This window comes from Marinactinospora endophytica (assembly GCF_054780875.1).
On the sequence record NZ_BAAGVM010000007.1, the window covers coordinates 149849 to 171370 of the forward strand.

General features: G+C 70.9%; 19 protein-coding genes. 13 read left to right on the forward strand and 6 right to left on the reverse strand.

Features of this window, described 5'->3' with window-relative positions; translation table 11 throughout:
* Positions 1-6 precede the first annotated feature (6 nt).
* Both ACYVHU_RS15050 and ACYVHU_RS15055 read right to left on the reverse strand, forming a co-directional pair.
* The gene (locus ACYVHU_RS15050) at positions 7-1188 is read right to left on the reverse strand and encodes an acyl-CoA dehydrogenase family protein (RefSeq protein WP_078761931.1); all 1182 of its coding nucleotides are present in this window, start codon (positions 1186-1188) and stop codon (positions 7-9) included.
* Between the two features lie 19 nt (positions 1189-1207).
* Positions 1208-2815 (reverse strand): acyl-CoA synthetase, encoded by a 1608-nt coding sequence (locus ACYVHU_RS15055; protein WP_235000961.1) that lies wholly within the window; start codon positions 2813-2815, stop codon positions 1208-1210.
* A 119-nt stretch (positions 2816-2934) separates the two neighbouring features.
* On the opposite strand from ACYVHU_RS15055, the gene ACYVHU_RS15060 reads away from it, so the two are divergent.
* From ACYVHU_RS15060 to ACYVHU_RS15070, 3 genes are all read left to right on the forward strand, one after another.
* Positions 2935-3531 carry a TetR/AcrR family transcriptional regulator gene (locus ACYVHU_RS15060; protein WP_078761929.1) on the forward strand — a complete coding sequence of 199 codons (597 nt, stop codon included), beginning with the start codon at positions 2935-2937 and terminating at the stop codon, positions 3529-3531.
* 207 nt (positions 3532-3738) lie between these two features.
* A complete protein-coding gene (locus ACYVHU_RS15065) occupies positions 3739-5169 on the forward strand; it encodes an MFS transporter (RefSeq protein WP_078761928.1) in 1431 nt (476 codons plus the stop codon).
* 538 nt (positions 5170-5707) lie between these two features.
* A complete protein-coding gene (locus ACYVHU_RS15070; RefSeq protein ID WP_078761927.1) occupies positions 5708-6352 on the forward strand; it encodes an NAD(P)-dependent oxidoreductase in 645 nt (214 codons plus the stop codon).
* Positions 6353-6555: 203 nt separating this feature from the next.
* Here ACYVHU_RS15070 and ACYVHU_RS15075 read toward each other — a convergent pair whose 3' ends face one another.
* On the reverse strand, positions 6556-6936 hold the full coding sequence (locus ACYVHU_RS15075) for a VOC family protein (protein ID WP_078761926.1): 381 nt from the start codon (positions 6934-6936) through the stop codon (positions 6556-6558).
* A gap of 265 nt (positions 6937-7201) precedes the next feature.
* Between ACYVHU_RS15075 and ACYVHU_RS15080 the strand changes: the two genes are divergently transcribed.
* From ACYVHU_RS15080 to ACYVHU_RS15090, 3 genes are read left to right on the forward strand one after another with little or no spacing between them, the layout of a single operon-like run.
* Complete coding sequence (locus ACYVHU_RS15080) at positions 7202-8314, forward strand: NAD(P)/FAD-dependent oxidoreductase (protein WP_078761925.1); 1113 nt, start codon at positions 7202-7204, stop codon at positions 8312-8314.
* On the forward strand, positions 8311-9207 hold the full coding sequence (locus ACYVHU_RS15085) for an SDR family oxidoreductase (RefSeq protein ID WP_078761924.1): 897 nt from the start codon (positions 8311-8313) through the stop codon (positions 9205-9207). The genes ACYVHU_RS15080 and ACYVHU_RS15085 overlap by 4 nt, the downstream gene beginning before the upstream one ends.
* A gap of 58 nt (positions 9208-9265) precedes the next feature.
* The gene (locus ACYVHU_RS15090; RefSeq protein WP_078761923.1) at positions 9266-10123 is read left to right on the forward strand and encodes an NAD-dependent epimerase/dehydratase family protein; all 858 of its coding nucleotides are present in this window, start codon (positions 9266-9268) and stop codon (positions 10121-10123) included.
* Between the two features lie 59 nt (positions 10124-10182).
* On the opposite strand, the gene ACYVHU_RS15095 is transcribed toward ACYVHU_RS15090, so the two are convergent.
* Positions 10183-11793 carry an FAD-binding oxidoreductase gene (locus tag ACYVHU_RS15095; protein ID WP_078761922.1) on the reverse strand — a complete coding sequence of 537 codons (1611 nt, stop codon included), beginning with the start codon at positions 11791-11793 and terminating at the stop codon, positions 10183-10185.
* Between the two features lie 334 nt (positions 11794-12127).
* On the opposite strand from ACYVHU_RS15095, the gene ACYVHU_RS15100 reads away from it, so the two are divergent.
* The gene (locus ACYVHU_RS15100; protein ID WP_159457261.1) at positions 12128-12616 is read left to right on the forward strand and encodes a cupin domain-containing protein; all 489 of its coding nucleotides are present in this window, start codon (positions 12128-12130) and stop codon (positions 12614-12616) included.
* A gap of 72 nt (positions 12617-12688) precedes the next feature.
* Here the strand turns inward: ACYVHU_RS15100 and ACYVHU_RS15105 are convergent, their stop codons facing one another.
* Positions 12689-13387, reverse strand: a complete 699-nt coding sequence (locus ACYVHU_RS15105; RefSeq protein ID WP_078761920.1) for a TetR/AcrR family transcriptional regulator — start codon at positions 13385-13387, stop codon at positions 12689-12691.
* Positions 13388-13495: 108 nt separating this feature from the next.
* On the opposite strand from ACYVHU_RS15105, the gene ACYVHU_RS15110 reads away from it, so the two are divergent.
* From ACYVHU_RS15110 to ACYVHU_RS15120, 3 genes are read left to right on the forward strand one after another with little or no spacing between them, the layout of a single operon-like run.
* Entirely contained in the window at positions 13496-14236 is a 741-nt protein-coding gene (locus tag ACYVHU_RS15110; RefSeq protein ID WP_078761919.1) for an SDR family NAD(P)-dependent oxidoreductase, read from the forward strand.
* Complete coding sequence (locus ACYVHU_RS15115) at positions 14233-14658, forward strand: DMT family transporter (protein ID WP_144390104.1); 426 nt, start codon at positions 14233-14235, stop codon at positions 14656-14658. Before ACYVHU_RS15110 ends, ACYVHU_RS15115 begins: the two co-directional genes overlap by 4 nt.
* A 10-nt stretch (positions 14659-14668) precedes the next feature.
* The gene (locus tag ACYVHU_RS15120) at positions 14669-14986 is read left to right on the forward strand and encodes a DMT family transporter (RefSeq protein ID WP_498948807.1); all 318 of its coding nucleotides are present in this window, start codon (positions 14669-14671) and stop codon (positions 14984-14986) included.
* Positions 14987-15674: 688 nt separating this feature from the next.
* Here the strand turns inward: ACYVHU_RS15120 and ACYVHU_RS15125 are convergent.
* On the reverse strand, positions 15675-17090 hold the full coding sequence (locus tag ACYVHU_RS15125; protein WP_498948808.1) for an aminotransferase-like domain-containing protein: 1416 nt from the start codon (positions 17088-17090) through the stop codon (positions 15675-15677).
* Between the two features lie 37 nt (positions 17091-17127).
* On the opposite strand from ACYVHU_RS15125, the gene ACYVHU_RS15130 reads away from it, so the two are divergent.
* From ACYVHU_RS15130 to ACYVHU_RS15140, 3 genes are all read left to right on the forward strand, one after another.
* A complete protein-coding gene (locus ACYVHU_RS15130; protein WP_498948810.1) occupies positions 17128-18054 on the forward strand; it encodes a DMT family transporter in 927 nt (308 codons plus the stop codon).
* An 818-nt stretch (positions 18055-18872) separates the two neighbouring features.
* Positions 18873-20435 carry an exonuclease domain-containing protein gene (locus ACYVHU_RS15135; protein ID WP_498948811.1) on the forward strand — a complete coding sequence of 521 codons (1563 nt, stop codon included), beginning with the start codon at positions 18873-18875 and terminating at the stop codon, positions 20433-20435.
* A gap of 725 nt (positions 20436-21160) precedes the next feature.
* Positions 21161-21517 carry a hypothetical protein gene (locus tag ACYVHU_RS15140; protein WP_498948812.1) on the forward strand — a complete coding sequence of 119 codons (357 nt, stop codon included), beginning with the start codon at positions 21161-21163 and terminating at the stop codon, positions 21515-21517.
* Positions 21518-21522 lie beyond the last annotated feature (5 nt).

The following is a 21522-nucleotide window of genomic DNA, read 5'->3' on the forward strand; positions in this document are numbered from 1 at the left end:
GGAGGGTCAACGGGCCCGGCGGACCAGCTCCCGGGCGATCCCGTTGCGCTGGATCTCCGACGTCCCGGTCAGGACGCGGAACATCCGGATCTTGCGGAAGAGGTACTCGACCTCGTTGCCCTGGGTGAGTCCCTCCTTGCCGTGGATCTGCACGGCCTCGTCGAGGATGCGGAAGGCCGTCTCCCCGACGAAGAGCTTGCACATGAACGCCTCGGCGCGCGCGTCCCCGCCCGCGTCGAGGGTGGCCAGCGCCGCGTAGGTCATCGAACGCGCGGCGTAGAACGTGGCCGCCATGTCGGCCAGCTTGTGCTGGATGGCCTGGAGGCCGATCAACGGCTGTCCCCCCGCGACGGTACGGGACAGGGCCCGGTCGCGGGACAGCTCGATGGCGCGTCGCGCGGCCCCCAACGCGGACGGGCAGTGCAGGAGCCGGTTGCGGGTGACCCGGCCCAGGGCGATGCGCATCCCCTCGCCCTCCCGGCCGAGGAGGTTGGCGGCGGGGACGTGGCAGTCCTTCAAGACGATGTCGCTCTCGATGTGCTCGCCCGACATCGGCGTCGCCCCCTCCCGGACCTCGCATCCGGGGCTGTCGAGGTCGACGAGGAAGGCGGAGAAGGCGTCCTCCTCGCCCTCCATCCGGGCCACGACGATCGCGAAGTCGGCGAACGGGCCCGCGGTGCTGAAGACCTTGTGCCCCGTGAGCCGGTAGCCGCCGCCGTCGCGCACCGCGGTGGTGCGCATCGAACGGACGTCGGAGCCCGCGTCGGTCTCGGTCAGCGAGAAACAGCAGGCGCGTTCCCCGCGCACCACGGGCATCAGGTAGGTGGCGAGCTGGTGGTCGGTCGCGTGCCGGAGGATGTCGCCGGCGCGCAGCGGTCCGCCCATGTCCCCGAGGACGCTGTGGCCGAGCACCCGGCCGCTCGCGCCGACCTCCTCCTTGAGGGCGGCCAGCGCGGTCAGGGACAGGCCCCGGCCGCCGTACTCCTCGGGCAGGTGGACGCCGTAGAAGCCGAGCTCGCGGCTGCGCCGCCAGACCGGTTCGAGGTCGGCCCGGGTCAGCCGGGAGGTGTGGGTGATGCCGCGCTCGCGCTCGTAGTCGGCGAGCTCGCCGTCCAGGTAGTCGCGCAGCCGTTCGACCAGCTCGGACAGTGCGGGGTCGGGGTAGGAGGGGCGCAGGGAGAACGTCATCGTGGGGCTCCTGTCCGGTTCAGTTCACTCGTCGCGCGGAGTCCGCCCAGAACGGCTCGCGTACCGCCCTGCGGTCCAGCTTGCCGTTGCGGTTGTGCGGGAGCCGGGACACGAAGTCGACCGACCGGGGCTTCTTGAAGCGGTCGAGGCGTTCGGCGCAGAAGGCGATCAGCTCCTCGGCGGTCGGCTCGTGGCCGGGACGCGGGACGACGACGGCCTTCACCGCCTCGCCCCACATCTCGTCGGGGACCCCGACGACGCAGACCTCCTCGACGGCGGGGTGGTCGTACAGGGCGGCCTCCACCTCGGTGCAGTAGATGTTGAACCCGCCCGAGATGATCATGTCCTTCTTGCGGTCCACGATGAACAGGTAACCGTCCTCGCGCATCCAGGCCAGGTCGCCGGTGTGCACCCAGCCGTCGCGGAAGGTGCGCGCCGTCAGCTCCGGGTCCTTCCAGTAGTGCGTCACGCAGTCGGGACCGCGGACGATGATCTCGCCGACCTCGCGCGGGGCGACCTCGCGGCCCTCCTCGTCGACCACGCGGATCTCGGTGTCGTAGGCGGCCCGCCCGCACGAGCGCAGCAGTTCGGGGTCCTCGGCCACCGCCCGGGCCACCTCCTCGCGGCTCAGGCCGGCCACCACGCTGGTCGTCTCGGCCAGGCCGTACCCCTGGGCGACGACCGGACCGAACAGGGCGACGGCGTCGCGGAGGCGCCGCGGCGAGATCGGCGCTCCGCCGATACGCACGCTGGTCAGGCTGGACAGGTCCCGGTCGGCCGCTTCGGGGTGGGCGAGCACCATGTTGAGCATGGCGGGGACCAGGAAGGTCGCGGTGATGCGCTCGCGCTCGACGGTGTCGAGGAACGCCTCGGGGCTCCAGGAGGGCAGGACGTGGGTGGTCGACCCGCCGAACACCCCGCTGAGCAGGTTCATCCCGGTGGCGTGGGTGATCGGCCCGCAGGCGAGGTAGCGGGTGCCCGGTCCCAGGCGCGACTCCTGGCTCATCAGTTGCTTGCGCATGTTGGCGAGCCGGTTGCCGAAGGTCTGGACGGCCGCTTTCAGTTTTCCGGTCGAGCCGGAGGTGAAGTTCAGGACGGCCGGATCATCGTCACCGACCTCGACGGCCACCGTGCCCTCCCGGCCCGCCCGCACCAGGGCCTGGTAGGACAGCTCGCCCGACGCGGGGGCGGGTGCCGCCTCATCGGTGTCGATGCGGACCGGGACGCAGCCCGTGTCCGCCCCGGCGATGGCGGCCAGGGCGATGTCGCGGTGGGCGGTGTCGAAGAGCAGGGCGCGCACGGGGGCGTCGCGCAGGATGTGCTCGATCTCGCCGGGCCCGAGCCGCGCGTTGATCGGGACCCGCAGCAGACCGGCCTTGTAGAGGGCGAACTCGATCTCGACCAGTTCCCCGCGGTTCCAGGCGAGGGCCGCGACCGCGTCCCCCCGGCCGAGTCCGAGGTGGTCGGTGAGGGCGGAGGCGAGGCGATCGGTGGTCGCGTCGAGCTCCCGGTAGGTCCAGGTGCGCGGGCCGCAGACGAGTGCGGGCTCGTCGGGCCAGTACCGCGCGCTGCGGGTGAGGTAACCGCCCAGGTTCATCGACGCCTCCGGAGCCAATTTGCCTGACAAGGTGAATGTTTTCGGACAGTCTGTTCAGTAGCTGTCTAGGTGTCAAGCCTTCCTACACTGGACGGGGCTTGAGGTCGGCCGGAGAAGGTCGCGGCCCCGCACGGCGACGAGAGGTGACGATGGCGGAGGACAGGCGCACCCGGCGCACGCGGCGGGCGCTGCGCGAGGCCCTGGTGGCGTTGGTGCTGGAACGCGGGTTCGGCGCCCTGACGGTCGAGGACATCGCCGAGCGCGCCGACGTGGCGCGCGCCACCTTCTACAGCCACTTCCAGGGCAAGGACGACCTGTTCGCCCGGGTCACCTCCGACCTCCTGGCCGACCTGGACGAGCGGATGCGGCCGGCCGTCACCGAGAGCACGGTCGGCTTCACCGGGCGGCCGCTGCTGGAGCTGCTGCGCCACGCGCGCGACGAGCGGGACCTCTACCGGATCGTGCTCCAGGGGGAGGGGGACGGGCGGCCGCTGCGGATGTTCATCGACTCGTGCGCGAGGGTCACCGCCATGGAGTTCCGGGTGCGCGCCGAGCGCAACGGCGTCACCCCGCGCATCGATCCGGACCTGCTGGCCCGGGTGTGGGTCGGCGAGCAGGTCGCCGTCCTCCAGTGGTGGGTCGCCCACGAGACCCCGCCGATGCCGGCCGAGGAGGTGGTGCGCATGCTGCTCGACCTCGCCCTGCGCGGCCGTTACTGGGCCAGCGGATTCGACGTCCCCGGCTGAGCGCGCACCGCGTTCGACGGTCACGGGTCCGGCCGGTCCCGCCCCTGGTGGGACGGCCGGACCCTTTCTGCTGCTCCGACGTCCCCGTTTCCACCTCTTGAGCCCTGAGTGTGATCTAGCTTATATTGCGTGCGTCACGTCAGCTAATGGACAGAGTGTCTGGTTTCTTCGGATGGGATCGGCTCTCGGTCCGGTGAGGAGCGGTCCGTGGACGCATCGACGCCGGTTTCCGGTGGAACCGAACTTCTGGCCCGGCTCGACCGCCTTCCCCTGTCCCGTCCCCATCGCCGGCTGATGCTCCAGGGCGGGATGGGCTACATGTTCGAGTCCTACGACGGGGTGCTCCTCGGTTACGCGGCCTCGGCGGTCGTGGCCCTGTGGGCCCTGGACTCGGCGACGTCCGGATGGGTCCTGGCGTCGGTGTTCGTCGGCTTCCTCATCGGCGCGCTGATCGCCGGCGCCCTCGCCGACCGCATCGGACGCCGCAGGGTCCTGATGTACGCCCTCCTCGTCTACGTGGTGTTCACGCTGCTCGCGGCGACCGCGTCAGGACCGGGGGAACTCATCCTGTGGCGGATCCTCAGCGGTATCGGGATCGGCGCCGAGGCGACGGTGATCGTGCCCTACGTGTCGGAGCTGCTGCCCAGCCGGGAGCGGGGGCGCGGCATCGGCCGGACCATGATGTTCCTGGGCGTGGGACACGTCCTGGCCGGCCTGACCGCCGTCACCGTCATCAGTCCCGCCCCCGAGACCGGGTGGCGGATCGCGTGCCTGTTCGGCGCCGCGCCGGTGCTCCTCCTGCTGTGGTGGCGCCGCTCGATGGTCGAGTCGCCGCGCTTCCTCATCGCCCAGGGGCGCCTCGACGAGGCGCGCGAGATCGTCGAGGAATTCGAGCGGGAGGCCGAGCGGGCGGGAGCCGTGGTCGAGCCCGTCGCGGCGGCCGGCGTGACGGCCCGCGACTCGGGGGCCGCGACGGTCGAGCGGACCTCGGCCCTGCGCCGGTTGGCCGCTCTGTGGGGGCCGGGGATGGCGCGGCGCAGCACCGTGGTGTGCCTGCTGTGGTTCGCCTTTCAGGCCGCCCAGTACGGTTACGGGACCTGGCTGCCCACGCTGCTCGTCCTTCAGGGGTTCGCCATCTCCACGAGCTTCGCGTTCACCCTGGCCGGGGCCGTCGCCGAGATCCCCGGCTACTACCTGGCGGCCGTCATCAGCGAGCGCATCGACCGCAAGTGGACCATCGTGCTGTTCCTGCTCGGCGGCGTCGGCTGCGCGGCGGGGCTCGTCGTCGCCGACAGCGTCGTGACGGTCTTCTGCTGCACGGTCGGGCTCTCGTTCTTCATGAACGGCACCGCCTCACCGCTCTACGCCTACACCTCCGAGATCTACCCGACGTCCCTGCGCATCACCGGCATGGGGGTCGCCAGCGCCACCGCCCGGGTCGGCAGCATCCTGGCGCCGGTCACGATCGGCTACCTCTACGCCGACCTCGGGTTCGGTGGCGTGTTCACGATGCTGTGCGGTCTGCTCCTGGGCGGCGCCCTCATCCTGGCGGCCTTCGGCCTGCGCACCGCGGGGCGCAGTCTGGAGGAGATGCACGATCCGGTGGCCGCGCCGGGCCGGACGGAGGGGGTGGCCTGACGGGACGGTCGCCCGAGGTGGGTCGGCCCGGAGCACGGGACCTCGCCCCGGCGGCGGGCGCCGGCACGGCGTCCGCCCGAGACCGTGGCCGAACCGGGGAGCGCGGTCGGACCACCCGGGGAGACGGTGGGGCGTCCCGGTCCACCGCGTACGTCGTGATCTCGGCGGAACGGGGCCGGTCCGGCCTGATCCCCCGCCGACCGTGCGCGGCGGACGACGGTTCCCGCGGTGGCCGAGGGGGACGGAGCCGCGCGGCGTCCGGTAGACCGGCACGCCCCGTGGGCGTACCCCTGTGGCCGGTTTGCCGCCGCCCGGGAGAGGCGGGGGAGCGGCGCGGCCGGCCGCCGGGACCGGTTTTGGGGAGGAGCGGAGCGGCGCAACACCGTGTGCCGGGTAGTGAGCGAAGGAACAGACGGTGCGGTGTGGAAACAGCAGCGCTGTGGATTCTGCAGTGTAAATTGGTCTCGGTCCGACCCGGATCCGGCTACCGCCGGTGCGCTCCCGGAGTCGGCGTCGAACAACAACAGGAGGGGATCCCATGAGGATCGGCATCATCGGGGCGACCGGAAACGCCGGACGCGCCCTCGTCGCCGAGGCCGTCAAGCGCGGCCACGAGACGACGGCCATCGTGCGCGACGCGGCCAAGGCGGGCACGACGCTCGGCACCGACGTCCCCGTCCTCGAACGTGACGCGTTCGACCTCACCGGCGCGGACCTGGGCGCCTTCGACGTCGTGGTCAACGCCTTCGGCACCGCGCCCGACCTGGCGCACCTGCACGTCGATCTGGCGCGCGCCCTTGTCGAACGCGTCCGGGGACAGGCCGGCCCGCGACTGGTCTTCATCCTCGGCGCAGGCAGCCTGCGCACCGGCGAGGACGGCCACCTGTTCGTCGAGGACCTCCGCACCACCCCCGGCGCCGAGGCGTGGATCGCGATCCCGGAGAACCAGCTCAAGGAACTCGACTACCTGCGCACGGTCACCGACGTCGACTGGGTCGGCGTCTCCCCCTCCGCGCTGTTCGCCCCCGGCGAGGCCACCGAGGTCGTCCTGGGCTCCGACGAGCTGCTGGTCGCCTCCGACGGCACGTCCCACACCAGCACCGGCACCATGGCCGTGGCCATCCTCGACGAGATCGAGCGTCCCGCCCACCGGCGGACGCGCTTCACCGTCGGCGACCGCTGAGCCGGATCGCGGGGCGGCATCCCGGACATGACCAGGTCCGGCCGAGCCGGCCATGGCGGCCGGCTCGGCGTCCTCGCGGGAACCAGGGCCGTCCAGCCCCATACCGGGTCCGGTCCCGCGATCCCGGGAACAGAGGGCATCCGCCGCAGGCTCACGGCGGTGACGGCACCGGCGGGGAGTTCGCGCCCGTCCCGCTCAGCGGGTCAGCCGGGCTGGCCTTCGTAGATGGTGATCCGGTATCCGTCGGGGTCCTCGAAGATGAACTCCCGGCCGCACGAACCGTCGCACAGCGGCTTGACGATCCGGACCCCTTCGGCCCGCAGCCGCTCCGCGAGCTTGTCGGGGTCCTCCGCCTTGATCCACACGACGATTCCCCAGCCGAGCCGCTCCACCGAGTCCAGGTCGTCGGTGGCCTGCCGCAGGGCGATGCGGATGGGCTCGGCCCCCAGCACGGCCGCGTTGGGCACCTTCGACGGAACGGTTACGAAACCGACGAGCTCGGTGTAGAAGCGCGTCGAACGCTCCAGGTCCCGGACCTGGAGGGTGAGGAAGTCCGGCCCGACGACATTGGTGTTCTCACTCATGGGTGCTCCTTGACGGGTTCCTGCGGCTTCGTCATCTCGGCCGGGGTGGCCGCGCGCCGTGTCCCCTCACTATCTCCGCGGTGTTCCATGGGCACATCCCGGCTTCTCGCCATCTGGGTCCTGGCCGAGGGACCCGTCGGTGCGGGAAGGATGTCCGTTCCCTCCCCCATCGTGAAATCCCGAGAACGCGGGACGTCCCGCGCCTCCTCGCCGAAGAGACTGCACAGAGCGTCATGAGGTGCGGGAGACACGGAGAGGAACAGGGATGAAGGGTTTTCGGCAGCGGCTCGACACCGTGGTCATCGGAGCGGGAGTGCTGGGCCTTGCGACCACGGACGCTCTGCGGCGCCGCGGGGTGGACGTGGTGTGCTTCGACGGGCGCACGCCGGGACAGGGCCAGTCCGGTGGGCGGACACGGTCGTTCCGCCATCGCCACGATGATCCCCGCCTGGTGCGGATGGCGGCCGACTCGCTCGCCCTGTGGCGCCGGTGGGAGGAGCGCAGCGGCCGGGTCCTCATCGGCCCCGAGGGGACCGCGTACGCGGGGATGTCCGAGGCGGACGCCGAGGGGCTGCGCATCCACGACGTCCGCCACGAGTGGGTGGAACCGGAGAAGGTCACGACCGTCTTCGGCCCGCTCGCCCCGGTGTCCGGCCCATTGCTGGTGGACCCCACCTCCGGAGCGATCCGGACCCGCTCCACCATCAAGGCGCTCCAGGGCTGGGTCGGCGATCGGATCAGGCGGCAGGACGTCCACGGCGTGACCATCCCCGATGACGGGGAGGGCGTGGAACTGCACACCGAGGACGCCATCTACCGGGCCCGCCACGTCGTGATCTGCGCGGGCACGGAGACCCCTCGCCTCGCTGCGGGGGTCGGCCTGGAGATCCCCCTCGACCAGGCGTTGCACACCCGGCCCCACTACCGCGTGCGGGAGGGCTACCAGGCAACCCCGATCCCGTGCTGGGTCGACCGCAGCGGCGAGTTCGGCGAGACCGTCTACGGCTCCCTTATCGGAGGCACCGATGAGTTCGTGGTGGGGCTGATCGGCCAGGGGGTCGACGTCGACATGAACGACGGGCTCCCCCCGGGGACGGAGATGGAGTCCCACGTGCGCCGGCTCACCGAGTACGTTGAGAGGGCCATGCCCGGCCTGGTCCCCGAGCCCGTGGGCATCAGGGTGTGCGTCATGACCAAACTCCCCGGAGGGAGCGACGCGTTCGGCGTCTGGAACGTTCCAGGTGTCACGGCGACGACCGGACACAACCTCTTCAAGATGGCGCCCCTCCTCGGTGAGCTGCTCGCCGACAGCGCGCTGAACGGCCGGCCCTCGGACGAGCTGAGGGACATCACCGCGTCCGCCCTGGTGGCGGGATGACGGAGCGGAAACGGGAGAACGCGCCGTGGGGGCGCGGAGAGATCCTGGTGACCGGGGCCACCGGAACGGTGGGCCGGTCACTCGTGACGGAGCTGGTCGGGGCAGGGCTGGAGCCTCGCCTCCTCGTCCGGCCGCGGACCCGCTCCGTGGTCCCCTCAGGTGGGACGGTGGTGCGGGCGGACCTGGACGACCGGGAGGCCGTGCGGCGCGCGTTCGAGGGAGTGCGCGCGCTGTTCCTGCTCACCCCCCTGCGGCCGAGGCAGGACCTCGCGCAGATCGCCCTTCTCAGGACGGCGGTCGAATCGGGGGTGGAACACGTCGTCAAGGTGTCGGCGTTCGGCGCGGACCCGGACTCACCGGTGACCGTCCACCGCGAACACGCCGCCTCCGACGCCGAGCTGTCCGCTTCGGGCCTGTCCCACGCGATCCTGCGCCCCAACACGTTCATGCAGAACATCCTGCAGTGGCGGGCCGGGATCGCCGGTAGGGGCAGGATCGAGCTGCCGATGGGGGACGCCCGGGTGAGCATGATCGACGCCCGTGACATCGCCCTGGCGGCCTACCACGCCCTGCTCGACCCCCGGCGCGGTGCCGGTATCCACGAACTGACCGGACCGGTCGCGTTGGGCTATGACGAGATCGCCGCGTCCGTCGCCGAAGTCATCGGGTCCGACGTCCGCTACGTGGAGGTCACCCCCGAGGAGACGGCGGCGAACATGCGCGCCCGGGGCGTGCCCGATTGGGCGGTGCAAGCGCGTCTGGAGCTGTACGGCAGCATCCGCGCCGGTGAGGCGGAGGAGGTCACCTCCGGGGTCCTGCGCCTCACCGGCCGCGAACCAGGAGGGCTGCCCCGCTTCCTCAAGGAGGTCGCCCACCTCCTCGGCCGGCCGTGAGGGCCCTGTGCGACGGGCGGCTCCGTGCCGCCGACGAGAAGAAAGCGGGTGATGGGACATGAGGATCTTCGCGGTCGGTGCCACGGGAGTGCTCGGAAGAGAGCTGGTCCCCCTTCTGACCTCCCAGGGCCATGAGGTCACCGTGATGGCGCCGGACCGCTTGGAGCGGCTGCCGGACGGCGTCACCCCCCTCCGCGGCGACCTGCTCGACCCGGACCTGGACCTGTCCTCGGCGTTGACCGGCCACGACACGGTGGTCAACCTCGCCACCAGCATGCCGAGGAGTCCCACCGCCCCCGGAGCCTGGGAGACCAACAGCCGGGTGCGGACCGAGGGGACCCGCCGTCTCGCGGAGGCGGTGCTCCGGGCCGGGGTGACGCGCGTGGTCCAGATGAGCATCACCATGGCCTTCGGAGACGGTGGTGATACCTGGCTGGACGAGAAAACCCCCTTCGACCCCACGCCCCGCAGGGAGGCGATCGTGGGACCGGTCGCGGAGCTGGAGGCGACGATCACGGCGCTACCCCTCGGCGAGGTGTCCTGGACCGTGCTGCGCGGCGCCCGGTTCGTCGGGCCGGGCACCCTGCAGGACACCCACATGGACCAACTGGCGCGTGGGGAGCTCCGTCTTCCTGGGGACGGGCGCGCGTTCCTCTCCATGGTGCACGTCGCCGACTTCGCCGACGCCGTGGTCGCCTCGCTGGGACGGCCGGCCGCGGGGCGGATCCTCAACGTGGCAGCGGAGCCCGTGCGCGCGGCGGAGTACTACGCCGCGCTGGCCGCGTCGGTCGGGGCCGCACCTCCCGTGTGGGACCCCTCCACGCCGTCCGAACCCCCGTCCCAGCGTGTGGACAGCCGGGCCGTGCGGGCTCTCCTCGGCTGGCGGCCGAGACGGGGGCTCCTGCCCGCCGGCTGACGGGACGCTCCGCCCGGGCGGGGCGTGCCGGGGCGTCGGCCCGGCACGCCCCCACGCGCTCAGGGGAGTCGGATGGACTGGGCGTGCCGGAAGACGTCATCGGGGTCCCAGTTCTGCTTGACCTGCTGGAGGCGCGCGTAGTTCTCCTTGTAGTAGAGGTCGTGCCACGCGACGCCGGAAGTGTTCAGCCCCCCGTCCGACAGATCGATGTCGCAGTAGTTGATGAAACAGCCGTCGGTGTTCTCGTTGGGGACGGGGACACCACCGGTGTCGGCGTAGACGGCGCGGTAGAAGTCCTGGTGCCAGCCGAGGTGGAGGTCGTCGTCGGCGGAGCTCTGCCAGGCCGTCCCCCACAGGAGGAGCATCACCGAGTCGCGGTGGGCGTGTGCGGTGTCGCCGGGGGCGAGCGTGTTGATCCGGCCGCCGTAGGAGGCGATGGACACGACGAAGGGCGGCTGCGCGTAGTCGGTCGCGGTGAGCTTCTCGTAGAAGGCCGAGATCTGCGCGTCGGTGAAACCACGACGGTGGAAGCTCGACTTGTACTTGTAGCGGTCGGTCGGGTTGCTCATCCACATGCCCGGCCACCCCGAGGCGTGCAGCCAGGGCATCCTGCGGTGGTCGGTCACCGTCGCCTGGACGCCCACCCCCGCGTTGACCGCGGCGAGGAACGCGTTGAGCAGCGCCTCGGCGTCGGGTTTGCCGGCGTCCATCTGCACCACCAGGTGGAAGGCGCCGGACCCCACGGTCGTGAGCTCCAGCCGGGAGAACAGGCCGGTGTAGGGGCTCCCGGTCGCGCTGTTGTCCTCCAGCCAGCTCCCGTAGTTGCGGAGGAGCCTGGTGAAGCCGGCCTGTGTCATGTCCTTCCACGCCCATTGGGAGCGGTGGACCCAGACCTCCCGCGGTGGGGCGGGCAACGCGGTCTTGGGGGTGGAACCGCCCTGGGGGGAGCGGAACCAGTACCGGGTGACGATTCCGAAGCTTCCCCCGCCCGCTCCGGTGTGCGCCCACCACAGGTCGCGGTTGGGGTCGCCCTGCTCCCGGGTGGCCGTGACGGCCCGGACGCCGTTCTCGTCGGCGACCACGACCTCCACCGCGTACAGATGGTCGCTGATCAGGCCGTGTTCCCTGCTGAGTCCCCCGTAACCGGCGCCGAGCACGTGGCCGCCGGCGCACACGGTGTAGCAGGATCCGCCGGGAAGCGTGATCCCCCACCGCTTGAACAGCGTGTAGTAGACGTCGCCGAGTGGGGCGCCGGCCTCCACACTGATCGCGGACTTCGCGGAGTCCCAGTCGATGGCCGTCATCTGCGACATGTCGATGATGACCTGGACGTCGGGCCGGTCGACGAAGTTCTCGTAGCAGTGCCCTCCGCTGCGCACGGAGATCTTCTTTCCGCTGCTCACGGCCTTCGAGACGGCCGTGACCACCTCTTTGGTGGTGCGGGGGATGTGGACCTGCTCGGGGGTGCTCACCCACCGCTGGTTCTGTCCGCGGGTCAGGGCCGGGTAGCGGGGATCGCTGGGGCCGACGGTGGTGATCGGGGAGGTGCGGCTGTGGTCGGGTGCCGTGGAGGCCGTCGCGAGTCCTGGCGTGACGAGGGCTCCTGAGGCGACCGCGCTTCCGGTCAGCGCCGACCAGGTGAGCAGTCCACGTCGGGAAATACCGTTCATGGGAATGGACGCCTTCTGGTGTGTCGGAATCCGCCCGTCCGTCGCCGGCACGTACGTCCACCGTGGTCCGGTTGCATGGGAGTCATGGGGGCGTCCTCGCGAACCGCGGGCGGATCCAAGGGATGGTGGAGCCCCAAGAGTCGCGGAAGTCAGGAGACGGCCGAATCGCGTATTTATGCGATTTGTCTTATATGTGTGTTTTTGTAACTAGGTGATGACACATGGTTGTGGCCCGCGTCCGTGGCGGAGTGTGAATGGCGAGGATGCGCGATGCCGGGGGCTCCTCCCCCGATGAATGCTTTCCCTCAAGGCAGTCGACGGAGAGGAGCGGGTGTTGAGCGAAGAGGGCAAGGTGCGGGCGGTACACGTCGCCCCCGGAGAGGGGCAGAGCGTGTGGGCCTTCAGCGGCGACCGCTACACGTTGAAGGCCGGCACCAAGGACACCCATGGCGGCCTCGGCGTCATGGAGGCGGAGATCCCGCCGGGCAGCGGCCCGCCCCTCCACCTGCACCAGAACGAGGACGAGATGTTCTACCTCCTGGAGGGGACACTCGAAATCACCGACTACGACCGGACGTTCATCGCGGAGAAGGGGTCCTTCCTCCTGCTGCCGCGTGGCTCGATCCACTGCTTCAAGAACATCTCGGACGAACCCGCGCGGATGCTCATGCTCTTCACGCCCAGCGGGTTCGAGGAGTTCTTCATGGAGATCGGCCAGGAGGTGGTGCCGGGTGAGCCGGCCCCGCCGCCGGAGCAGTTCGCCGCCCACGTCGAGAACGCGATGCGCATCGCCGCCGAGAAGTACGGCATCGCGCAGATGTGACGGCGGACGGGCACGGCCGGGGCGTGGCCGCGGGAGGCGCCGGCCGGCCCCGCGCCACCACTTGCCCGCCGCTCAGAGGGGCCCGGACGGAAGACCCGTTCCGGGCTCCTCCGCGTCCGCGGGGCCGGGAGACCCCGTGGCGAACGGGGAGGCCGCCTCCTCGGCCTGGCGGACGATCTCGTCCCAGCTCTTCATCGCGATGTCGATGACGGCCTGGGCCTCCTCCCCCGTGCACCCGTCCCGGGCCTGGATGGACAGCCCCTGGAGAACGGTGAGGGCGAACGAGGCGGTCGAGGCCGCGTCCAGGCCCAGGGGGAGGTCGCCCTCGGCGATGCCCTGCTCGATGCGCTCGCGGATCCTGGCGTGGTCGTTACGGCGGCACTCGGCGAGATAGCCGCCGATGTGCTCGTGGCCGACACCGAGGTTGAGACCGGCCAGCACCACCATGCATCCCCGCGGGTTGCCCGGATCGACGTAGGCCTCGGCGTTCTCCCGGAGCATCGTCTCGATCGCCCGGCGCGTGGGACGCAACTCCAGCGCGCGGCTGGTCGGCGACTCGCTGGCCGAGTTGTACAGCTCCACCGCCGAGCGGAACAGCTCCTCCTTGGAGCCGAACGCGGCGTAGAGGCTCGTGGGGGTGATCCCCATCGCCGAGGTGAGCATGCTCAGCGACGTTCCCTCGTATCCGTGCTCCCAGAAGAGCTCCATCGCGATCTTGAGCGCCGCCGCCGTGTCGAAGCGTCGTGGGCGCCCTCGTCCTCGTTCTGTCATGGTCCTCTGTGAATTCCCTTGACGCTCTTCCATGCTTGATGCTAGCACTTATGTAGCAATCGCTACTGAATTAGATCACGGCTTCCCGAACGCAGTGGAGGACACAAGATGGGTTCGCTTGACGGCAAGGTCGCGCTGGTCACCGGCGGAAGCAGGGGGATCGGGGCGGCCATCGTCGGCCGCCTGGCCGCCGAGGGCGCCGCAGTGGCGTTCACCTACAACGCCTCCCCCGACCGGGCCAAGGAGGTCGTCCGCGGCGTCGAGGAGGCAGGGGGGAAGGCCATCGCCATCCAGGCCGACGCGACCGACCCCCAAGCGGTGACGTCCGCTGTCGACCAGGCCGCCGCGGAACTCGGCGGACTGGACATCCTCGTCAACAACGCCGGGATCTTCCCCTATGGGAGCATCGAGGAGCTGACCCTCGACGACTACGAGAACACCATGGCGATCCACGTTCGCGCGGTGTTCGTCGCGGTGAAGGCGGCCGTCCGGCACATGGGCGAGGGAGGCCGCATCATCAGCATCGGCAGCAGCCTGGTCGAGCGGGTCCCCGGCCCCGGCATCAGCCTGTACTCCATGAGCAAGTCCTCGCTGGTCGGCTTCACCAAGGGGCTCGCCCGTGACCTGGGGCCGCGCGGGATCACCGCGACCGTCGTCCACCCGGGCTCCACGGACACCGAGATGAACCCGGCCGACAGCGAGGAGGCCGAGGCGGAGCGCGCGGTGACCGCTCTGGGACGCTACGGCACCACCGCCGACATCGCCGCCACCGTCGCGCACCTCGCCGGGCCCGCCGGCGCCTACATCACCGGGACCTCCATCACCGTGGACGGAGGTGTCACCGCATGACAACAGGCGCAGGGGAGGGCGGGGACTCCGGTCGCGCTCGCGCGCGCTCCGGGGCCCTGGCCTGGGGCATCCTCTTCCTCGCCGCACTGCTGGAGATCGTGTGGGCGGTCGCGCTCAAGGAGGCCGGCGGCCTGGACAATCCAGTCTGGACGGTGGTCGGGGTCGCGGTGGCGATGATCAGCCTGGGGATGCTCTCCTACGCGCTGCGGGATCTGCCCGTCGGCACGGCGTACGCGGTGTGGGTGGGGATCGGGGCGCTTGGCGTCGCGGTGGCCGGCATGGTGCTCTTCGCCGAGCCGGTCACCTGGCCTCGGGTGCTCTTCCTCGTCCTGATCCTCGCCGGCGTGATCGGGCTCAACCTGTCTGAGAAGTCCGCTCGCTCCGAGGACGAGCGGGACACGCGCCACGTTTCACGGGTCTAGGGGGCTTTCTATGGCGTGGGGCATTCTCATCGTGGCGGGCCTGCTCGAGATCGTCTGGTCGCTGGCCCTGAAGAAGGCGGAAGGACTGACCCGTCCGTTCTGGGCGGTGTTCGGGGTCGCGGTGGCGATGATCAGTCTCGGGATGCTCTCCTACGCGCTGCGGGATCTGCCCGTCGGCACGGCGTACGCGGTGTGGGTGGGGATCGGGGCGGTGGGGGTCGCGGTGGTCGGCATGCTCTTCCTCAGGGAACCGGTGTCTCGGACCCGGTTGCTCGGTCTCGGGGCGATCATCGTCGGTGCCGTGGGCCTCAACCTCGTGGGGGGATGATCCGACGGGTCACGGTGACCCTCTTTCCGGCTGCTTGATCCTCCGCGCGGGCGTCGTTCCAGGTAAGGCGGAGCGGCGCCTGTTCTCGCGCCGGGAGATCCGGCAGTGATGCCGAACACCGGGAGATGGAGGTCATGGCGGTTCCCGGCCGAGGACGATCTGCGACGAATGGCCGAGGGAGGCCCGTCTGATTCGGCGGGGTGTGGAGAGTCCGATGGGCGGTCAGGGGAATCCCCCGTCATCGAGGAACGGTCCGGTCCGAAGAGGTTCCGCCCCCCCCGGCCGGGACCTACGCGCCCCTGCTCGGGGCGGCCGCCATACGGGCCGGACCGGCGAACCCCTCCAGACGGAGGCGAAGGCGGCGGACGGCGTCCCTTTCGACGGTGAACGGTGGTCGGCTCCCGCCTCCGGGGAGGAACGGAGCGACGGAGGAGCCGATCGCCGGTCGCGGCACCACGGCGAACCGGTGGTCGCCATGATCGCGGACGTGGAGGGTGCCACCGCGCTCATCGTTCCTCTCCCCGCCCACGAGACGAAACGCCGGTCCGTCCTGCGGATTCTCGCCCTGTGACCGGGGAACAAGGACGACGCCGTGGGAGAAGGGCCGCAGACTGTTCCGGCGCGAGACCCGTTTCGATCGCGTCTCCTCCTTCGGCGGGGGCGCTCCCGCCGACCACGGCACCGCCCCTCACCCCGCCCGCTGCCGGGCGAGCGCCCGGCCGATGACGCGCGCGCCATCGGGGAAGGCGCCGGGGTTCGGGCCCGCGTAGTTGAGCCGAAGGTGGGGGCCGGTGGGCTCGGCGGGGAACCATTCGTCGCCGGGGGCGACGACGACCCCGGCGCGCCCGCACTCCTCGACGAGCCCGGGCAGGTCGGTGGTATCCGGCAGCCGCACCCACAGGTTCAGCCCTCCCCGGGGCACGGCCTCCAGGTGAGCGGCGGGGGCGTGCTCCCGCAGGGCGTCGGCCAGGAGGTCGCGGCGGGCGGCCAGCTGCCGGCGGAGGCCGCGCAGGTGCGTGCGCCAGGCGGGCTGGGTCACGACGTCGAAGGCGACGGCCTGCAACACGCCGCTGACGTACATGGCCCCGGCCTGGACGTCGGTGAGGATGCGTTCGCGAGCCGGGCCGCGCGCGACGATCCCGGCGACGCGCACGGCCGGGGACACGCTCTTGGTCAGCGACCGCAGGTACACGACATGCCCGCTGTCGTCTCGGGCGGCGAGCGGGACCGGGTCCGCGGTGATACCGAGGTCGTGCGCCCAGTCGTCCTCGACCAGGAACGCGCCGTGCCGGCGGACGACGCCGAGGACACGGTCGGCCAGGTCCGGGGTCCATTGGGCGCCGGTGGGGTTGGCGAAGTTCGGTTGCGCGTAGAACGCGCGGGCGCCCGTCTGCGCGAACGCGCGCGCCAGCTCGTCGGGGTCGGGGCCGTGAACGCCGCTGGGGACGGGCACGACCCGGACGCCCGCCTGAGCGGCCGCGAGGATGGCGCCCCAGTAGGTCGGTGACTCCATCAGCAGGGGACGACCGGCGCCGACAAGGGCGCGGAACGCGGCGCTGAGGCCGCTCTGGCTGCCGGGGAGGATGACGACGTCGCCCGGAGTCGGGGGCGTGATCCCGGCCGGGGCCGCCGCGCCCAGTTCGGCCGCGAACCACGCTTGAAGCTCCGGCAGCCCCGCGGCCGGCGGGCGGGCGAGGGCGGCGTCGCCGCGGGCGGCGCGGCCGAACGCGGCGCGCACCAGGCGCTCGGGCAGCAGCTCCCGGTCCGGGTACCCCGAGTGCAGGGCGATCACGTCGTTAGGGGCCGGTCGCAACGCCGTGGACAGGCGTGGGCCGCGGTTCGGTGGTGTCCCGAGTGCCGCGGTCTGCCAGCCGTAGTCGTTCGGGCGGGCCACGCGGACCGCGCGGACGAAGGTCCCCACGCCGGGCCGGCTCTCCACCATTCCCTGCGCCGCCAGGGTCCGCAGTGCCTTCTGCACCGTGACCGGGCTCGCCCCGTACTGCGCGACCAGCGCGCGCGTGGACGGTAGCCGCGCCCCGGGGGGCGCTGTCGCGATCCATTCGCGAAGCCCTGCGACGATTCGGGAACTGCTATCGTCAGACATGAAAAATGATAGTAGCGCTATCGATATGACGGCGCCAGTGCTATCCCCCGCGCGCGCGGGTCTGTGGTGGGGGCTGGTCGGCGTCACGGCGTTCTCCCTCACCGTCCCGCTCACACGCGTCGCGGTCGAGGGCGGCGGGATGTCGCCACTGTTCGTCGGATCCGCCCGGGCGGTCGTCGCCGCGCTGCTCGCCGCGGTCGCGCTGGCGATCGCCGGGCGGCGCTCGCCTCGCGGCGCCCAGTGGGCGCGTCTGGCGGTCGTCGCCGCTGGCGTGGTCGTCGGCTTCCCCGTGTTGACCTCGTTCGCGCTCACCACCGCCCCCGCCGGTCACGGTGCCGTCGTGGTCGCGCTCCTGCCCGCCGCGACCGCGGTGACGGCCGTGCTCCGCGGACGCGAACGCCCCCCGAAGTCGTTCTGGGGCATGGCGGCTGCGGGCGCGGTCGCCGCGGTCGGGTTCGCCTCGCTCCAGGACGGCGGGTTCGGTGACCTCCACCGCTCCGACCTCCTCCTGTTCGGCGCCGTCATCGTCGCCGCGATCGGCTACGCGGAAGGCGGGCTCCTCGCCCGCGAGCTCGGCGCCTGGCAGACCATCTCCTGGGCGCTCGTGCTCTCCGCCCCGTTGACGGCCGTCCTCGCCGGCGCCTCGATCGTCCGGCATCCCCCGGCCGGTGCCCCCGTCGAGTGGGCCGCGTTCGCCTACCTCGCCGTGGTGAGCATGTTCCTCGGCTTCTTCGCCTGGTATCGCGGGCTCGCGATCGGGCCGATGGCGCAGGTCAGCCAGGTCCAGCTCGTCCAGCCCGTGATGACCCTGTGCTGGGCCGCGCTGCTCCTGGGGGAACGGCTCACCTGGCCCACCGTCCTCGGCGGTGTCGCCGTGATCGCCTGCGCCGGGGTCGCCGTCCGCGCTCGGCTCGGACGGGCCGCGGGTAGGGCCGGGAGACGGGGCGCGGCGAACGCCCGGTAGCGCAATCCGTCCCCGTCGGTCGCGGCCCGCCCGAGGACGGTCCGCCCCGCCGGCCGCCGTCCGGCGCGTCACCCCCCGACCCTGGGCAGACGGGTCGAGGGGTCCGAGGGGCCGGGCGAGACGGCGCATTGCGCGCACGGTCGTCGCCGAATCGGGAGGCGGGGTGGCGGTACTCGTCGACGGCGGACAGGGAGCGCGGAACGCCGCCCCGCAGCCGAGAAGGCGCGAACGGCGACCGGACGCGGGGGTGGGGGAACGCGCCGGCCGTCTCGGTGAGCACCGCGGGGAGGAACCGCGCCTCGGATGACGGCCCGCCGCCGGTACCGAGGAGTATGCACCCCCGTCGGTCCGGCCGCCGAGGAAGAGGAGGACGCCTCCTCGCGGGGCGGTGAGGTGGCCTGACTGCGGGCCAAGCACCACATGGTTGAGACGCGGTTCCTCGATTACCCCACCCAGGGGTGAAACGGCGCCGACTCCGGCTGGTGTACCGCCGTCGTGGCGCGTGGCTGAGGAAAGAAGCCGAAGACCACCCGTCCTTGCGGCGGTGGGAAGTCCGATGAGCCGTCGGAGGGCTTTCGTCCGTTGAGGTACACCGATCTGCGGAGTGGCCGTGAGGTCGGGGGAGAAAGGCAACCGGGAGTCCCGGTTTGCAGAGCCGCGCGGTTTCCCTTGGTCGGTCGATGACATCCGCGTGTCGTCACCAGACGTCTCATTCGTGCGTGTTCGTCACAACGGCGTCGGTCGACAGTTCCCCGGCACGGTGCCCCGGCCGGCGCAACCGAATGGGAAAAACCCCCTTTTTAGGACGAAGGTGGACAGTGTTCACTTATGGACAATTGGCGCGGCAAGGCGGCAGTGACGCGCGTCGATCGGTGTATGCGTTGGTCAACCTCCAAACGACGGGTCTGTACCCCAAGCGGGGATCGCGGATCTGCGAAGTCGCCGTGGTGCGTATGCGTGGCAACGGCGAGGTACTGGATGAGTACGCGACCTTGGTCGATCCGGGCCTCAAAATCACCAACGACGAGTTCCACGGCATCACCAACGCCGACGTCAAAGGGGCCCCTCGGTTCGAACACATCGCCGGCGACCTGCTCGCCTACCTCGGTGACGCGGTCGTGGTCGGACACAACCTGGAGTTCTTCGAAAAGTTCCTCATCGCGGAGTTCGAGCGGCTGGGGGTGCGCTTCCAGGGTGTGCCGGGGTTGTGCACTCTGGTGACAGCCCGGACCCAGTTCGAACGCTACGGCTACCGGTTCGAGAACGTGCACCAGATGCTGACGGGGAGCTGGCCAAGTGGCGAGCAGGGCGCTTTGGGGACGGCCAGAGGAGCCGGACGCATGCTCGCCGAACTCCTCACGAACGCTCCCCAGCCGCTGTTCTGGCAAGGACCGTCCCCGGTCCGGTTGCCCGAGCTGCCCCGGCAGGGGTTCGTCGCTCCGCGCGTCCTGGGAATGCGCAAGGGCACGGAAGGGTGGCTGAGCAACCTCGTCGCCTGCCTGCCGCGGACGCAGACGCCTCCGCCGCCGCGCCCTGAGGCGCTGCGCGACTACCGATCCCTGCTTGAGCTCGCACTCTCCGACGGCAAGGTCGTCGGCGAGGAAGCCCAGAACCTGGCCGTCCTCGCGACACGGGCCGGCCTCACGCAGCTCACCGCCCAGCAGGTCCACGAGGACACATTGGCCCTGGCTCGCCGGCGGGCCGAAGCCGACGGGGTCGTGACCTCGGCGGAGTTCAAGGAGTTGCGGGCAGCCGCCAAGAACCTGGGTGCCACCCACCTCATCCAGGACCTACAGGAAGCGGCGACGGCCCACCGTCCACAGAACCGGCGGCTGAAGGGGTGGCGCCTGCTGCCGGTGGGCGAGGCACCCGGTATGGAGGAACTACTGGACTACGCACTCGCCAATGGGGCGACGGTTGCCAAGAACCTCACCAAGACGGTGCGGCTGGTCGTAGTGGGAACCGACGGCTTTGACCCCCGGCTGGGCCAGGCGCGCGCCGCCAACGTCCCCGTCATGACGGTCGACGAGGCCCGCAAGGTGCTGGAAGGCGAGGTGGCGGCGGTTGCGGCGAGTTCCGGCGTCTTCAGCGACAGCCGGGGCCGGGAGGTGGCCGAACGCCTCGCGGCCGAATCGGGATCCGCGCGGCCCGAATGGCACGAATTCTGGCGCCCGCGTCAGTTGACGGTAACCGAGTACAAGCGGCAGTTCACCGAGCCTTTCCAGCGTGACCAGCCTGCCGACGGCGTTCTTTCCCGTCCTTCCGCCCGTCCCCAGCCGGTGGCCGCGACGCGGGGAGGAAGCGGGTGCGGGGTATTCCTCCTCATGTCGACTGGCATCGGTGTCGCCCTCACCGAAGTCGCCACCCACCTGCCCATTTGATTTCCGTCGGACGGACAGGTGCCGGAGGGGACCCGCATAGGCCGTATCGGCCGGACGCGCGGACGGCGCGCGAAGTGAGTGCGCCAATAGTCACGAGATACCCCGAAGAGTCAGGAAGCCGACGGCCGAGACGGCTCTGGACGAACCTTCCGGCCTGTTGCGCGTCCGCCTGGATGTCTCGCTCAGCCGCGTCCTGAACGCTCGGCGCCGTGTGCGGTGAACGCGCGACGCGGACCGTCCCGGTTCTCCTCCCACCCTCCGGACGTGGGGAAGGCCCGGCCTGTCTGTGCAGGTCGGACTCTGTCTTTCCGTCGCGGCGATGCGTAATCGGGAGGAATCGCCCCAGGTCTTCCGGATCCGTGGACCGATCAGACTCCTTGCTCCACGGCATATCGGGCGGCGTTGTCCAGCGCCGGGTTCTCCCATGTCGATGACGCTCCTGCTGCCGTTCGCCCTCATCGGGTGTTCCGCCGTACCTGGAAATCCTCTGTCCTTTTCGCCTCCTTGTCCAAATCGGGTGAAGGAATCGAATGGCTGACACGGATCAGACGGAAGGGCGTCCAGGTGGTTTCTTCGCGCCGACGCCCCAGGGGAAAGGCCTGATGTGGCCAGATGGGGGTTAAAGGGCATTTCGCGGCATCCGTGGAGGTAAATCCCGATTAATTTGTGTGGTTCCAGCCCCGCACAGGGGAGCCGATGAATCAAGAACCTCCCGGAGGAGCCACGTGAAGCGCGGATTGCCGGTGGAGTTGAAGGCCGTACGCCTGTTGCTATTCATCACGGCCGGGCTGACCCTGCTGGCCGTGGTCGGAGCGTTGATGGTCGTCGAGGTCGACGCGGTGATCCTGGGCGAGCTGACCTGGGTGGCGCTGCCCGGCGTGTTCGCGCTCGTGTTCGCGCTGCGCCTGCCTCGCGGCGGCCGGGTGCTGTTCTGGGGGATCGCGGTCCTTCAGGTGCTGACCCTGCTGTTGGCGCTGGGCAATCTTCCCAGTCCGAGCGCGCTGACGCAGATGCTGCTGCCGCTGCTGACCCTGGGACTACTCACCCGCGGCCGGGCCCGCGAGGCGCTCCTGGCCCGCTGACCTCA

Coding starts and splice junctions, on each gene's coding strand:
- ACYVHU_RS15050 (WP_078761931.1), bottom strand. CDS start 1,188: ATGACGTTCTCCCTGCGCCCCTCCTACCCCGACCCCGCACTGTCCGAG.
- ACYVHU_RS15060 (WP_078761929.1), top strand. CDS start 2,935: ATGGCGGAGGACAGGCGCACCCGGCGCACGCGGCGGGCGCTGCGCGAG.
- ACYVHU_RS15070 (WP_078761927.1), top strand. CDS start 5,708: ATGAGGATCGGCATCATCGGGGCGACCGGAAACGCCGGACGCGCCCTC.
- ACYVHU_RS15075 (WP_078761926.1), bottom strand. CDS start 6,936: ATGAGTGAGAACACCAATGTCGTCGGGCCGGACTTCCTCACCCTCCAG.
- ACYVHU_RS15080 (WP_078761925.1), top strand. CDS start 7,202: ATGAAGGGTTTTCGGCAGCGGCTCGACACCGTGGTCATCGGAGCGGGA.
- ACYVHU_RS15085 (WP_078761924.1), top strand. CDS start 8,311: ATGACGGAGCGGAAACGGGAGAACGCGCCGTGGGGGCGCGGAGAGATC.
- ACYVHU_RS15090 (WP_078761923.1), top strand. CDS start 9,266: ATGAGGATCTTCGCGGTCGGTGCCACGGGAGTGCTCGGAAGAGAGCTG.
- ACYVHU_RS15095 (WP_078761922.1), bottom strand. CDS start 11,793: ATGAACGGTATTTCCCGACGTGGACTGCTCACCTGGTCGGCGCTGACC.
- ACYVHU_RS15105 (WP_078761920.1), bottom strand. CDS start 13,387: ATGACAGAACGAGGACGAGGGCGCCCACGACGCTTCGACACGGCGGCG.
- ACYVHU_RS15110 (WP_078761919.1), top strand. CDS start 13,496: ATGGGTTCGCTTGACGGCAAGGTCGCGCTGGTCACCGGCGGAAGCAGG.
- ACYVHU_RS15115 (WP_144390104.1), top strand. CDS start 14,233: ATGACAACAGGCGCAGGGGAGGGCGGGGACTCCGGTCGCGCTCGCGCG.
- ACYVHU_RS15120 (WP_498948807.1), top strand. CDS start 14,669: ATGGCGTGGGGCATTCTCATCGTGGCGGGCCTGCTCGAGATCGTCTGG.
- ACYVHU_RS15125 (WP_498948808.1), bottom strand. CDS start 17,090: ATGTCTGACGATAGCAGTTCCCGAATCGTCGCAGGGCTTCGCGAATGG.